We start from the raw sequence: 13897 nt of genomic DNA on the forward strand, positions 1-13897 counted from the left end.
CTCGCGGGAGAGACGCCCTGATTACGACGATGCCACCACCGAGCAGCAGGTCGGCGGGCTGACGACGGCAGCCCCAGAGAGCCGTGCCTCGACACCGACGTCGGTCGATCGGACTCGGGGCGGCCAGAGGCGACCGCATCCCGCCCGGATATCTCAGGACATGGGGGACAGAACCGATCGGTGTCGCGGGTGGACGGTGAGGAGACCGCCGAGGGGTGGCAACCCCGGTCCCGCCGGCCGTCCGCCGTCGTCGTCGTCGTCGGGCAGCGCACGATCGGCGCCCGCCTGGCCAGCACGTCCGGCAGCCGACCCCAAGCCGACGATTTTTGCCAACACCGACAAATTGCTGGACGGCGTGGCCAAGTAGCAGAGGCGGATCTCCGCCCGACCCATCTGGTCGCGCTCGTCGACTGCGTCATCGGTCAAGATCATGAAAAGTCCGGCACGAACCCTGATACTCCTGGTCATGGCCATATCGTCGATATGCCGCGCCATCCCGGCTACTCGTGCTCGGCCACAGCGGCGAGGAGTCCAGCGGCAGTGCGGTGCCGCCGCTCGGCCACGCCGATCCTCCGGGGGTGGGCGCGGAGGATCGGCAGTACGTCGTTGATCGCACCGCGCAGCGTACTGCGGCTGACGTTCAGCAGCTCAGCGAGGACGTCGATGCCGCAGACACCGCGTTGGTAGAGAATGGCCGCGAGGATCCGGTCGCCGTCGGTGATCTTCTGCCGGAAGACACCACCGCGGGTCCCTGGCCGCCGCCGGTCGCCGCGTCGGCTGTCCCGGCGCTCTTCGACCACAGCTGCGTACGGCACCATCAGCTCTTCCAAGAGGGTGTGCAGTGCCGCGCGGCTCATGCCGGTCAGTACGGGGTCGGTCAGCGCCTCACGGGTGGGATCCCCCGCTGGAGGGCGTCGACCAGAAGCGGTGTCGCGCGCCCAGGTTAGTAGGTCGTCGGCACGGGTGAAGTGGCGCGCGACAGCCGGGATGATGCTGATCTTCTGCTCCGCCAGCAGCTGGCGGGTCGCTTTGATCACCTTTCCGATGGTGACCGGGTTAATCTCGAGCACGTCACACAGCACCTTCTGGGAGCAGACCTGCCGCAAGTAGAGGACAGTGACCAAGACCTGGTCCGACGGCGAGAGCAGCGGTCGGCCACGACTGCTGGTGGTGGGCACACCCGCGCCGCCACGCGATAGGTCGCGGCGTCGTTCGGCATGGGCCGTCCGGGCCGCCTGAGCCGCGGCCAGCCTCGCCCGCAGGGCATCCAGTTCTTCGCCGCTCATCCCGGTCAGCCGGGGATCCGCGAGCAGTTCCAGGGTCTGGGCTCGGGCCTCAGCACGGTCAGCAGCGCGATCGGCGCGATCGGCGGTGCCGGGCCTGGTGCCGGGCCCGGCACCGGGAGCGTCGGTCGGAGCTATGTGGTAGTTCCACCGGCCGTGCACATCGGACGCGGGCGTCGACAGGTTCTGCCGCCGATCGTGACCGTCGGCAATGCGAGTTGCACCAACGCCCGAGTCGGATGCGGCCGTACCCGTGGTCGTCATGATCGTATTCACCACCACCTCGTGGCTGGTCAGGGAACGCCCGCTCCAGCTCATGGAGAGATGGGAGAACAGCTGGTACCCGATGGTGTTCCATTTCGAGGTGCCAGCCGGAAAATGACACACCATGATCGTCAGTCCGGTCTCGGCGGCCCGTGCCGCGAGCTCCGCCTTCCACAACCGGTGGCGATAGCCGTTGGCGGCTCCGGCGTCCGCCGCGATCAACAGACGGTTGGCAGCTGGATACTCCAGCGCGCCCCGCTCGCGCCACCAGCACCCGATCGAGGCGACCGCGAACGCTGTCGTCTCATGGTCGATGCCGACGCTCACCCATCCCTTGTCGACGGTCGGCCCGGCAACCCCGAACGCGTCGACGCCTGGACCGACGAAGCCGCGACCCTCGACGCGGACCGGCTGTTCGAGCGGTCGCCGGTCGGGTCCGTCCGGCGGCCGAGGTCCTTCTTGATCGGCCTCCGCCGGCCGACGGCCGAGTTGTTCCTTCTTCCTCGTGTCCACGCTGATCACCGGCTCGCCGGCCAAGAGATGCTGTTTGACCAGCTCGTTGATGTAATGGAACTGGACGTCCCGGTCGGGGTGCCGCTGGCCCTCCAGCGTCTTGGCGGCCCCTCGTGACGTGAAACCGTTCTCCCGCAGCAGCCGCCCCACGGTCGGCGCCGTCACCCGATGGCCCTGCCGAGTCAGCTCTCCGGCCAAACACCGCAACGACTTCGTCGTCCAGCGCAGCGGCGACGTCGGATCGCCGTGTTCGTCCGGCTCGACGAGTGCCATCAGCGCGGGTACCAGCTCCGGATCGGCGGTTTCGGCCCGCATACGGCCCGCGCCGGACCGGCGGATCCGCCCCGCCGGCAGCGCGTCGGCACCACCTTCGAGTTCGGACACCCCTTTGCGTACGGTCGATTCGCTCACGCCGGCCGCTCGCGCGACCGTCCGGATCCCGCCGTGCCCCAGCAACCGGGCCTCGGTCGCCAGCGCCAGCCGTTGTTGCCGCTCGTTCAGGTGCGGTAACAGCTGGGCGAAGCGCGTCGCAAGCTGATCGTTGACAATCTTCGACAATCCCATCCCACCCACAACCCCGAGACCATGTAGCAAGTGCGGTTACTTCACGGCTCCGAGCTCGTGGTGGTGCTGACTCGTTGCCCCAGGCTCCGCCTGTTGCCAGGAGGTGACGTGACGACGTCGGGCGTCGCTGACCTGTTCGTCGACCGCCTGCCGGACGACGGTGTGCCGAAATTCGTAGATCGCCGGCCGGTACGGGTGTCGGGCGCCTGCGGCGGTCACCTCGGTGAGGATCCCGACCTCCAGCAGTGCCTCGAGCGCGTCCAGGGCCGACAGCACGTCCAAGCCGGCCGCGCCAGCGACCGCGTCGAAGGCGAAGGACGGCCCGGTGACCGCCGCGACCTGGAGCAGCCGGGTGGCGTTCTGTCCGATGGCGGCCTGCTTGGCGGCCACCAGCCGCGCGACCGCCGGTGGTACCGAGTCCGAGCCGGCCTTGTGCCGCAACATCTCGACCAGCATGAACGGGTTCCCGCCGCTGCGGGCATGCGCCCGGCGGATCGGGTCCGCGTCGGTGCCGGCCGTGTCGACGCTCTCCCTGGTGGTCGCACCGTCGGCGACGATCGATCCGGTGTCCAGCTTCTGCGTGAGTGCCCGGGTGGAAGCGAAGTCGAGGCCGCCGAGGGCTATCTCGGTCCCTTCGCCGACGTGCTCGAACGGAAGCATCGCCTCGTCCAGGCTGGCCCGCACCCGTCGTCGGTCGGAGGTCGGCAGGTCGTTGCGGGCTGCGGCGACAACGCACAGCCGGGCATCCGCGGTGGTACGCAGCACATGTCGCAGCAGCGCCGCCGTCTGCGGATCGGCCCAATGGACGTCGTCGATGAGCAACGCGCAGGGCCGCTCGCTGGCCGCCACCAGCAGCAACTGGGTCAACGCGGCGAACAGGATCGACTGTTCCGGCAGTTCACCGGGCGGACAGGGCCCGCCGAGTGAGGGGAGCAGCAGCCGCAACGGACCCCGTACGGCCGGGGAAACCGCTTCGAGTGGGTCGTCGGGCGAGGCCGCGACGTAGCCGTCCAGCGCCTCCACGAAAGGCTGGTACGGGATCATCGCGCCCTCGTCGCATCGGCCCACCAGCAGCAGCCCGCCCTCGGTGGCCATCGCCTCCCCGGCCTCGCGCAGCAGACGTGTCTTGCCGATGCCGGACTCGCCCGTGACCAGGACGAACTGCCGACTTCCTCGGCTGGCCCGGGCCCAGGCCCCGGTCAGCATCGCCATCTCGTGATGGCGCCCGACGAACGGAACCGGACGGTGCTCGGCGGTGGTCCTGGTACCCGGCGCGGTCGGTGCCGACGAAGGGCCGAGCAACGCCAGATAGGCGGCCTCGGTCTCCGGCGACGGATCGACGCCCAATTCCTCGGCGAGGTACCGGCGCAGTCGCTGGTACGCCCGCAGGGCCTCGCCCCGGTTTCCCATGGCCTCGCGTACCGCCATGAGGCAACGGTGCGCACTCTCCCGCTCTGGTGCCCGGGTCGTCGCCTCCTCGGCGAGGAGAGCCGCCCGGTTGTGGTCCCCCGTGCCCGTCGCCGCCCGGCTGGCGATCTCGAGGGCCGTGACCAGGCACTCGGTCAACCGCTCGCGCTGTTCGCCGACCCAGTCGCCCTCGTGCTCGGACAGAAACGGGAAACGCAGCCGATCCGCCGCCTCCGTGGCGAGCCGATCGGCCCCGGCCAGGTCGCCGGCGTTGAGCGCCTGCTGGGCCGCTGCCACCGAACGGGTCGCGTACCGCACGTCGACCAGCACTCCTTTGCCCAGTGCGAGCACGTACCGCCCACCTCGTTTGACCAGGGGGTTCGTCTCCTCGGCCTGCAGCGGTCCGACGAACGCCCGCAGCCGGCTCACCAAGGTACGCAGGGCCGACGCCCAGGTGGGCGGAAGCTCGCCTGGCCAGATCACGTCAGCCAGCTCGTGCCGCGTCACCCCCTCGGGACCAGCCAGGACGAGACGCGCGAACGCCACTCTGGTCTGTGCGCTCTGAAGGTGGTGCACGGTGCCCGCGCACCGCACGGCCATCGGTCCCAGCAGTTCGATCGCAGTGTCCATGAGTGGGCCGCCCCCGCAGTCGGAAGTTGCTTGTCTGGTGTCGACAGGGTCCGGCGCGGCGGTACCAGCGGGGTACCGGCGTCGCGGTGGTACCGCCGGTCCGTCGACCACGGCCGTCGCAGAGCGCCGCGCCGGCCAGCGGCGGATCGACGTGTACGGGCGGGACGAGGTCTGAGGCTTGCGAATCGCTTGCACCGGCGCTCGTACGTTCCATCCGTCAGATCGATCACGATGACCAGGAGTGCGCCATGCAGCTTCCTACGCTCGAGGTGTCCGTCGACCGGTTGATGGCGGTGAGCCGGATCGAGGACTTCGATCCGGACACGCCGCTGACCTCGTCCGGCGTCGACTCGCTCGACCTCATGGAATGGGTCTACGACATGCAGGAGCGGTACCCGGACATGGGAGTGGACGAGTCGATCGTCGAAAGCATCGACGACACCGTCACCTTCCGGGGAATTCACCAGCAGTTGCTGACCGCCCGCGGTGCCGTCCCGGTCGCCTCCGCGACCGGCGACGCGTGACCGCGCAGCTGCCGATGTCGGGCGTCGGCGTCATCGGGTGGGGTAGCTACCTACCCGAGGGCAGATTGACCAATGCGGAGCTCGCTGAACGGTTCGGTGTGGACGACGACTGGATCGTGCATCGTACCGGCATCAGGGAACGGCGAATCGTCGGACCGGGCGAGACCACCGCCTCGCTGGCCGTCGAGGCCGGTCGGCGGGCGCTGGACAACGCCGGGGTGCGACCCGATGAAATCTCGCACCTCATCCTCGCCTCGGGTACGCCCGAGCAGTTGTCGCCGGCGACGTCCGCGTTCGTACAGCGGGAACTGGGCACGTCCGGCGGCGCCCACGACGTGAACGCCGAATGCGCCAGCTTCGCCTACGGGTTCGTGGTCGCGGCCGGGCTCATGGCGATCGACCCACGGCCGGTCCTGCTGATCGGCAGCGACACGCACTCGCTCGTCGTCAACCCCGAGGACCGGGACCTGGGCGTGCTGATCGGTGACGGAGCCGGGGCGGTCGTCCTGGCACCCCACGACCGCAGCTGGCTACGAACCTGGGACATGGGTTGCGACGGGACCAAGGTCGAGAGCCTCAAGATCCCGGCCGGCGGCAGCCGGCAGCCGGCGAGCGAGGCGACGCTTCGTGAGAAGCTGCACTACGCCCAGATCAAGGGCAACGAGATCTACCTGCACGCCGTCCGGTTCACCGTGGGCTCGCTACGTCGCACGCTCGAGTCGGCGAACCTCGGCCCCGACGACATCGACCACCTGCTGCCGCACCAGGCGAACCTGCGCATCATCGACTCGATCGTCGAGCGCAGTGGGGTGCCTCGGGACCGACTGATCACCAACATCGAGCACTACGGCAACACCGGGGCGGCGTCGATGCCGATCGCCCTGGCCGAGGCGCTCGACGCCGGGCGCATCCAGCGGGGCGACCGTGTGATGTTCGCGGCGTTCGGTGCCGGCATGGTGTGGGTCACCGCCCTGATCGAATGGGGCGCGGGCGAGCCGACGGGGTGGCGGTCGTGACCGCCCCCGCAGGTGCCCGCCCGCTGTCGGCGCAGCGCCCGGAGAAGCCGGTCGCTCTGGTCACCGGTGCGTCCGGCGGCTTCGGTGCCGCCGTGGCGGTCGAGCTCGACCGGCTCGGCTGCCGCGTCGCGCTGCACTACAACCGTGCCGCCGACGGTGCCCGCGAGGTCAGCGAGCGCCTCGGGAACGACTCCGTCGTCGTCCAAGCCGACGTCAGCGACTGGGACTCGGTCAACGCCCTCCACCATCAGGTCGTCGAGAGTCTCGGCGAGGTCGACATCCTGGTCAACAACGCCGCCGTCCGCAAGGACTCGCTGCTGATGAGCCAGTCGCCCGAGGTATGGGGCGAGGTCATCCAGACGAATCTGATGGGCACCTTCCACATGTGTCGCGCCGCACTGCCGTCCATGATCAAACGACGGTGGGGGCGGATCATCAACGTGGTCTCGCCGTCGGCCCTGGTCGCCACACCCGGCCAGACCGCCTACGCCGCTTCCAAGTCCGGGGTGATCGCGCTGACCCGCACGCTGGCCACCGAGTGCGGCCGGCGCGGGGTGACGGTCAACGCCATATCGCCGGGGTTCATGGAGACCCGGATGACGGCGAGCGCCACCGAGAAATTTCGGCAGAACCTCGCCGCCAACCTGCCGGTCCCCCGGCTGACCACCCCCGAGGAGGTCGCTCCGGCCATCGGCGTCTTCCTCGACAACGGTTACCTGACCGGACAGGTGCTCAGTGTCGACGGTGGGATCTCGCTCACCTGAGACATTTCAACCACTGTGGAGGACAGCGATGTGACGGCCACCGACGTGGCGCACGGTACAGCGCTGCTGCTGTGCTGGGCGGGGGCAGATCCGGCCGGTGAACGCGTCGCCCGGGCCAGGGTCGCCGAGGCGCTGCGGGCCGGGGCTCCGCTGCCCGGTCCGGGCCCGGGGGCGGTACGCGGGGCAGTGGTCACGACGGGGGCCCAAGCCCTCGACCACCTCGCGGCCGCCCCGGTACGGCGGGTTCCGGCCGGTGGCCCCCGGCCGGTCGCCCTGCTGCTGCCGGGACACGGGTCCCAGCACCACGCGATGGCGACCGGCCTGTACCGCGACGAACCCGTGTTCCGGGCGGCCGTCGACGACGTCCTCCTGGCATGGCGGGCCGAGGGCGAGGCGATCCGCGCCGACTGGCTCGGCACCGGTGCGGGTGCCGGGATTCCGATCGACGACGTACGTCGTGCCCAGCCGCTGCTGTTCGCCGTCGGCTACGGGCTGGGCCGGCTCCTGATGAGCTGGGGCGTCACGCCGACCGAGGCGCTGGGACACAGCGCCGGTGAGGTCGTGGCGGCCACGCTGGCCGGGGTGTTCACCGTCGCGGAGGCCGTGGCACTGGTACGTGGACGGGTCGGCGCGGCCACGGCGATTCCGCCCGGCGGGATGCTCGCCGTGGCCGCGTCCGTCGACCGGCTGGGCCCGTACCTGTCTGGACAGGTCGCGGTGGCGGCGGTGAATGCCGACCGTCGGACGACGCTGGCCGGGCCGGGCGCCGAACTGGCCGCAGTGGCGGCCCGGCTCGCAGCCGACGGGGTGTCCGTCCGGGCTATTCCGGGCACCACCCCGTTTCACAGCCCGGCGATGGAACCGGCTGTCGCAGCCGCCGAGCTGGCCTTCGTCGCCGTGCCCGGCCCGGCCCGGTTTCCCGTCCGATCCGGCTACACCGGGCAGCTTCTGACGCCCGAGCAGGCAGGCTCCGCGCGGTTCTGGGCCCGGCAGGTCGTCGACACCGTCCACTTCGGGTCCGCGTTGACGGCGCTGCTCGGCGGCGGGGACCGCCTGCTCGTCGAGTGCGGACCGGGCCGGACCCTGTCCGCGTTCGCCTCCCGGCAGCACGCGGTACGCGCCGGTGGCAGCGCGGTACTGTCCATGCTGCCCGGCGGCCGGTCGGACCGTCGCGCCGTTCTCGAGACCGCAGCGGCCCTCTGGTGTGAGGGCCACCAGCTCGCTCTTGACGGCCGTTGGTGAGTCGTCCGGGCCCGTGCGATCCTGCCGTTCTCGCACCCGCTGGGACGCACTGTGTGCTCGCCGGCCCCCGCTCCGCCGCGCCGGCCCGACTTCACGGCGCCGGCCGCCGACCCCACCGGATCGCCCCCCGAGTCAACCGCGCCGGCCGCCGACCCCACCGGATCGCCCCCCGAGTCGACCGCGCCGGCACCGCTGGGACCAGGCAAGATACCGTCCGCGGCGAACGAGCTTGCGTTCTCCTTGCGATTCCAGGCGTACCAACGAGGTATGAATAGCGACCTCACCCGCCGGAAGGTCCTCTCCGGTCTTGCTGTCGGCGTGGGCGCGGCGGTCCTCGGATGGAACCCCACCACCCGGGCGTGGGCCACCGCCCCTGATCCGACAGCTCGCATCAAGCATGTTCCCGCCCTCGACGGCACGCTCGTTCTCCCCGCCGACACGTCGGCGTTCAGCGAGGACTTCGGCCACCTCTTCACCCGACAGCCGCAGGCTGTCCTCACCCCCGGCTCGGTGTACGACATCCAGAAAACCGTCCGCTACGCCCGCATCAACCGGATTCCCGTCGCGGTCAACGGGCAGAGCGGGACCGGCAACGACGACCGCGAGTCGCACTCTCACTACGGTCAGGCGCTGGTCGAGGGTGGCATCGCCATCGACCCGAAACCCCTCGGCTCGATCCACTGGATCTCGCGGGGCATCGCCGACGTCGATGCCGGCGTCACCTGGTCGACGCTGGCGCTGCGGGCGTTGGAGTCCGGCCAGTCGCTGCCCGTCTACAACGACTTCGCCCACCTGTCGATCGGCGGCACGCTGAGCGTCGGCGGCCTCGGCGGCACCAGCCAGCGTTACGGCTCCCAGGCCGACAACGTGGAGTGGCTTCTGGTGGTCACCGGCACCGGCCGGCTGGTCAAGTGCTCCCGCTACCACAACCGTGACCTGTTCGAAGCGGTCCTCGTCGGCGGCGGGCAGTACGGCATCATCGTGCGGGTCGGTGTCAAGCTGATCCCGGCGAAGACGACCGTCCGCTCGCTCGAGTTCACCTACACCGACCGGGCCGCCTTCCTCCGGGACTCGTTGGCCGTCATGCGGGCCGGCGTGGTCAGCGACCAGAACGGTTACGCGGAGCCTCGGGCCGATGGCGGCGGCTGGACCTACCGGTTGGCGCTCGGCATGTTCTTCTCGGAACCCGACCAGCCCGACGTCGCCGCGCTGCAGGCCGTGCTCTCACCCGAGGCGACCGCCGGCCCGACTGCCGACATGCCGTACCGCGACTGGCTGCTGCGCTTCGACCCGAACTGGGCGGCGCTCAAGGCGGCCGGGTTCTGGGGCAGCAAGAAGCCGTGGCTCATGATGTTCGTCGGCGTGGAGAACACCCCTGCCTATCTCGACACCGTCCTCGGCGAACTGACGGCCACCCAGATGGGTCCCGGACCGGTCCGGATCTCACCGATGAGCGCCCGGCCCCTGACCCGGCCCAATTTCATCCTTCCCTACCACCAGTCGGAGGAATTCTTCGAGGTCAGCCTCATCCGGATCCCGGCGCCGAATCACCCGGACGTGGCGGGCCTGCTGTCGCAGAACCGTCGCTTCTACGACCGGGCCGTCGACCTCGGGGCCAAGCGCTACCTGGTGGGCTCGGTGCCCTCGATGACCCAGTCCGACTGGCAGGCCCACTACGGGTCGCGGTGGAACCAGCTCGTCGCCCTCAAACGCCAGTACGACCCGGCCGGGATCCTCACCCCGGGTCAGGGCATCTTCGCCTGACCCGGCCGACGGCCTTCTCCACCCACCGGTCGACGGCCCACCCGACCCCTCAAGCCCAGCAAGGAGACCATGCCATGCCGGCACACCGCCCGGAAGACATCCCCGGCCTCATCGCAGCGGCCTTCAACAACAACGACATGCAGGCCATGCTCGACATCTACGAGCCGGACGGCATCCTCGTCACGCCGCCGGACGGCGCCCAAGAGGTGGGGCTCGAGGCCGTGACCGAAGCCCTCAAACCGATGTTCGCCGCCATCACGGCGGCGGAGATCACGATGACCAGCGTGATGCGGGCCGGCGACATCGCCATGACCCACGCCGACTGGCACCTCATGGGCAAGGACGAGGCCGGAGAACTGATCGACCTCCGTGGCAAGGGTACGGTCGTGTCCCGCCAGCAGCCCGACGGCACGTGGCGGATCCTCTTCGACGATCCGGTCGGGGTCTGAGGGCGGCCTGGCATGCGAACCCCGTTCAGCGTCCGCATCCAGACCCGCGGCTACGAGCTCGATCGACAGGGCCATCTCAACCAGGCCGTGTACATGCAGTACGCGGAGCACGCCCGCTGGCGGTTCTTCCACGCCGCCGGCCTCACCCAGGACGTCCTGGGTGAGGCCGGCATCGGCCCCGTACTGCTCAAGGCGACCGTCCGGTTCCAGCGCGAGCTGCAGTCCGGGGACGAGGTCGACGTGGGCTGTGTCGTCAGCGGCGGGCAAGGCAAGCTCGTCGAACTCATGCAGCGCTTCGAGCGGCCGGACGGGACCTCGGTGGCCCGGATCGAAGCCGTGATCGGGCTGCTCGACCTGACCACTCGCCAGCTGCTGCGGGATCCACGCGCCACCATGCGTGAGCTGGCCACGAAGCCTGACGTACTCGGTCTCCACGCGGCGCCGAGCATGGCCGGGGCCTGACGACGCCGTCAGGTTCCCGGTGCGACGGCACCGACAACGGCGTACTGGTCCGGTGTGGTCCCCACGTCACCGGACTCGGCGCGAGGCGGCCACCGCTGAGCGGTCCTCCAGTTGTTCCCGACCGGGGAACGGAGACCGCGGGCGGTGGCCGCTGCCACGAGGGCGCTCAGCGCCGCATGGCCTGCCGGATCCAGCCACGGATGTTGTCGATCCGGGAGGTCGTCTCGACATCCGCGTGCGGGCAGCCCGGTCCGAAGCTTTCCACCGAGACCAGCTGCGGCGGCCCGTACCCGGGCTCCAGGAAGTACGGCGGGTCCGAGTCACGGAGATGGACGCGGGCCGGTCCGCGACACCCAACCGCTCCGGGGGCCTTGCACCAACAGCAGCACCGCCGTCCCTGCCAGGCCGGCCGCCCCGGCGGCGGACGGCCCGAGGCCGACTCGAGGAGGCCGGTCGCGACAGTGGCACGACCAGCCTCCTCCCGACCCCGGTGCGCTGAGCCGGTGGCGTCGGCGGGTCAGCCCGGCAGGGCTACCTGCGCGGGAGTCAGCCGATGGGTGGTGGTGCCGTCGCCGAGCTGCCCGTGCGTGTTGTCACCCCAGCACCACAGCGTGCCGTCGGTGCGCGTCGCGCAGGCGTGATAGGTCACGCCAAGGCCGCCCGTCCAGGCGATGGCGGTGCCGACCTGGGTCGGGCTCGACCGGTGGGTGGTGGTGCCGTCCCCCAGCTGTCCCGACGCGTTCCGGCCCCAGCACCACAGGCTGCCATCGGTACGCGCCGCGCACGACGAGTCGACGCTCGCCTCGACATTCGCCCAGGTGGTGCCGGTCCCGACCCGCAGCGGGGTGGTCTGGGAGCTGGAGCCCTCGCCCAACTGGCCGTAGCCGTTCTCGCCCCAGCACCACAGCGTGCCGTCGACACGCACCGCGCAGGTGTGTACGTAGCCGGCCGTCGCGCCGGCCCACGTGGCGGTGGTACCGACCTGTGTCGGTGTCGCCCGATAGCTCAGAATCCCAAGGCCGAGCTGCCCGTCCGAACTACTGCCCCAACACCACAGGGTGCCGTCGGTCTGCACGGCACAGGTGTGGGCGTAACCGGTCGTGACGCTCGCCCACGTGGTCGCCGTACCGACTTGTACCGGGGTGGTCGCCTTGGAGGGAGACAGGCCGACACCGAGCTGAGCGTGGCGGTTCGTGCCCCAGCACCACAGGGTGCCGGTGGTCTGAACGGCGCAGGTGTGACTGTTGCCGGCGCTGACGGTCACCCAGGTGGTGCCGGTGCCGACCTGCACGGGGGTGTTCCGCTTGGTGGTCGTGCCGTCGCCGAGCTGCCCCTTGGCGTTGTTGCCCCAGCACCACAGTGTTCCGTCGGTACGTACCGCGCAAGCGTGCCCGCCTCCGGCGTCGACGCTCGCCCAGGTGGTCACGGTACCGGCCTGCACCGGACTGGTCCGGTTGGTGTTGGTCCCGTCGCCGAGCTGGCCGTAGAAGTTGTTGCCCCAGCACCACAGCGTTCCATTTGTACGGATCACACAGGTGTGCAGGTCGCCGGCGGCGACCTGAGACCCCGACGCGGCGGTGATCGAGGCGTCCGTGCTCCGGTCGGCGGGGCCGACGCCCGCCGACGCCGCGCCTGCGGTGAACCCGATCGCCAGTACGGCGATCCCGGCGGAGGCCACCGCTGCCACGGCGGTACGGGCCACCCGCCGCCATCGCGTCCGCAGCCAGCCCTCCTGATGTTCGTTCATGTCCTGATCTCCCAAAGATCGTCGTTGCGCGTCGTGGACGCAGTGCTGCCCCGGCAGGTCACCAGTGACCCACCATTACATAGACGAAACTCTACATTGATGCGTATCAACCTTAGCGATGACCTGCCGGACCCGCCGTTACCGCTTGCGGTACACCACCAGCGTCACGGGCGAGACCGTGCGGTAACACCACAAAAGCCAAGACGACCCGGACCACTGCCACCGACCGGCGATCGTCCCGGGTCGGGCAGCGGTGGTCGGTTACGCTCGCTTCGAGACCGTTATAGATTAGTTACTTCAATTTGTGGCTACTGTAAGCTCGCAACGACGGCCTTCGATGACGACGCGGGGACCTGGAGCCGGCACCGTCTTCGCGCGGACGAAGGTGTGAGCAGGGTCTGAGCAGGGTCGCCTGGCGAGCCCGCGCGTGGCTCGCGCGTGCCAGCCGGCGCCCTCCACGTGCTCGACTACGGCACCGGCTGGGGTAGCGGTGACGCCAGCTCGGCGGTGTACCGGATCGAGTACGACGCCGGCGGCGGCCGGGCGCCGATCGCGGCCGCGACCGCCGATCCGACCACCGGCAACGCGCCGCTGACCGTACAGTTCAGCTCGGCCGGAACCATTGATCCGGACGGGGACGCCATCACGTACGCGTGGGACTTCACCACGAACGGCAGCACCGACTTCGCGCTGTGCGGATCGATCCGGCTTGCGGGCGGTGACCTTCGGCACCTGTCGAAGGTCACCGCCTGCGGGTTTCCCCGAAGGTCGACGGGGTAGTCGACCGCGGCATCCCGCCGGCCGACGAGGAGCTGCTGTGAGACTGGCACCCAACTGGAGCACCATGGCCCGCACCGGTACCCGGGGCGTCGTCGCGGCGATGGCCATGTCCGGGCTGCGGCAGGCCACCACGTCGCTCGACATGCTGGAGAACTCCCCGCCGAAGTCGGTGATGGAGAAGCTCGCACCACAGCTGCTCGATCGGCTGCACCCGAGTCGGCACCCGGCTCTGCTGGCGGCCGCGCACTGGAGTTACGGCCTCGGTGCCGGGATCGTCTTCGGAGCACTCCCGGCCCACCTGCGTCATCGGCTGTGGGTCGGTCCGGCGTACGGGCTGGTCCTGCTGGCCGCCTTCCACCTCGGTGTCGCTCCGGCGCTGCGGATCGAGCGGCGGTTCACCGACGTGCACGAGCAACTGTCCCTGATCGCCGACCATCTCCTGTACGGCATTGTGGTGGCCGGCGTCCCCATGCCGCACCGCGACTGAA

13 protein-coding genes are annotated in these 13897 nt (G+C 70.1%); 9 read left to right on the plus strand and 4 right to left on the minus strand.

The window, feature by feature from the left end:
• Positions 1-153 precede the first annotated feature (153 nt).
• The 3 genes from O7632_RS00820 to O7632_RS00830 form a co-directional block, all read right to left on the minus strand.
• On the minus strand, positions 154-495 hold the full coding sequence (locus O7632_RS00820) for a hypothetical protein (protein WP_278110557.1): 342 nt from the start codon (positions 493-495) through the stop codon (positions 154-156).
• 5 nt (positions 496-500) lie between these two features.
• Positions 501-2573: an ISAzo13 family transposase gene (locus tag O7632_RS00825; RefSeq protein ID WP_278119747.1), complete on the minus strand. Its 2073-nt coding sequence runs from the start codon at positions 2571-2573 to the stop codon at positions 501-503.
• 87 nt (positions 2574-2660) lie between these two features.
• Entirely contained in the window at positions 2661-4661 is a 2001-nt protein-coding gene (locus tag O7632_RS00830) for an AAA family ATPase (RefSeq protein ID WP_278110560.1), read from the minus strand.
• Positions 4662-4909: 248 nt separating this feature from the next.
• On the opposite strand from O7632_RS00830, the gene O7632_RS00835 reads away from it, so the two are divergent.
• The 7 genes from O7632_RS00835 (at position 4910) to O7632_RS00865 (ending at position 10882) form a co-directional block, all read left to right on the plus strand.
• Positions 4910-5185 carry an acyl carrier protein gene (locus O7632_RS00835; protein WP_278110562.1) on the plus strand — a complete coding sequence of 92 codons (276 nt, stop codon included), beginning with the start codon at positions 4910-4912 and terminating at the stop codon, positions 5183-5185.
• Complete coding sequence (locus O7632_RS00840; RefSeq protein WP_278110564.1) at positions 5182-6201, plus strand: beta-ketoacyl-ACP synthase 3; 1020 nt, start codon at positions 5182-5184, stop codon at positions 6199-6201. The genes O7632_RS00835 and O7632_RS00840 overlap by 4 nt, the downstream gene beginning before the upstream one ends.
• Positions 6198-6965 (plus strand): 3-oxoacyl-ACP reductase family protein, encoded by a 768-nt coding sequence (locus tag O7632_RS00845; RefSeq protein WP_278110566.1) that lies wholly within the window; start codon positions 6198-6200, stop codon positions 6963-6965. The genes O7632_RS00840 and O7632_RS00845 overlap by 4 nt, the downstream gene beginning before the upstream one ends.
• A 30-nt stretch (positions 6966-6995) precedes the next feature.
• On the plus strand, positions 6996-8207 hold the full coding sequence (locus O7632_RS00850; protein ID WP_278110567.1) for an acyltransferase domain-containing protein: 1212 nt from the start codon (positions 6996-6998) through the stop codon (positions 8205-8207).
• 267 nt (positions 8208-8474) lie between these two features.
• Positions 8475-9971: an FAD-binding protein gene (locus tag O7632_RS00855; protein ID WP_278110569.1), complete on the plus strand. Its 1497-nt coding sequence runs from the start codon at positions 8475-8477 to the stop codon at positions 9969-9971.
• A gap of 74 nt (positions 9972-10045) precedes the next feature.
• Positions 10046-10420, plus strand: coding sequence for an SgcJ/EcaC family oxidoreductase (locus tag O7632_RS00860; RefSeq protein WP_278110571.1), 375 nt, complete (start codon positions 10046-10048; stop codon positions 10418-10420).
• A gap of 12 nt (positions 10421-10432) precedes the next feature.
• Positions 10433-10882, plus strand: coding sequence for an acyl-CoA thioesterase (locus O7632_RS00865; protein WP_278110572.1), 450 nt, complete (start codon positions 10433-10435; stop codon positions 10880-10882).
• A gap of 517 nt (positions 10883-11399) precedes the next feature.
• Here the strand turns inward: O7632_RS00865 and O7632_RS00870 are convergent.
• Positions 11400-12629, minus strand: a complete 1230-nt coding sequence (locus O7632_RS00870; protein ID WP_278110574.1) for an RCC1 domain-containing protein — start codon at positions 12627-12629, stop codon at positions 11400-11402.
• A 438-nt stretch (positions 12630-13067) separates the two neighbouring features.
• Between O7632_RS00870 and O7632_RS00875 the strand changes: the two genes are divergently transcribed.
• Positions 13068-13409 (plus strand): hypothetical protein, encoded by a 342-nt coding sequence (locus O7632_RS00875; protein WP_278110575.1) that lies wholly within the window; start codon positions 13068-13070, stop codon positions 13407-13409.
• Positions 13410-13446: 37 nt separating this feature from the next.
• Complete coding sequence (locus O7632_RS00880; RefSeq protein WP_278110577.1) at positions 13447-13896, plus strand: hypothetical protein; 450 nt, start codon at positions 13447-13449, stop codon at positions 13894-13896.
• Position 13897: the final 1 nt, after the last annotated feature.

The organism is Solwaraspora sp. WMMD406, assembly GCF_029626025.1.
Taxonomy (GTDB): domain Bacteria; phylum Actinomycetota; class Actinomycetes; order Mycobacteriales; family Micromonosporaceae; genus Micromonospora_E.

What these genes read in the sequence shown, in the direction of transcription:
- O7632_RS00820 (WP_278110557.1), bottom strand. Translation starts at nt 495, where the DNA reads ATGGCGCGGCATATCGACGATATGGCCATGACCAGGAGTATCAGGGTT.
- O7632_RS00830 (WP_278110560.1), bottom strand. Translation starts at nt 4,661, where the DNA reads ATGGACACTGCGATCGAACTGCTGGGACCGATGGCCGTGCGGTGCGCG.
- O7632_RS00835 (WP_278110562.1), top strand. Translation starts at nt 4,910, where the DNA reads ATGCAGCTTCCTACGCTCGAGGTGTCCGTCGACCGGTTGATGGCGGTG.
- O7632_RS00855 (WP_278110569.1), top strand. Translation starts at nt 8,475, where the DNA reads ATGAATAGCGACCTCACCCGCCGGAAGGTCCTCTCCGGTCTTGCTGTC.
- O7632_RS00860 (WP_278110571.1), top strand. Translation starts at nt 10,046, where the DNA reads ATGCCGGCACACCGCCCGGAAGACATCCCCGGCCTCATCGCAGCGGCC.
- O7632_RS00865 (WP_278110572.1), top strand. Translation starts at nt 10,433, where the DNA reads ATGCGAACCCCGTTCAGCGTCCGCATCCAGACCCGCGGCTACGAGCTC.
- O7632_RS00870 (WP_278110574.1), bottom strand. Translation starts at nt 12,629, where the DNA reads ATGAACGAACATCAGGAGGGCTGGCTGCGGACGCGATGGCGGCGGGTG.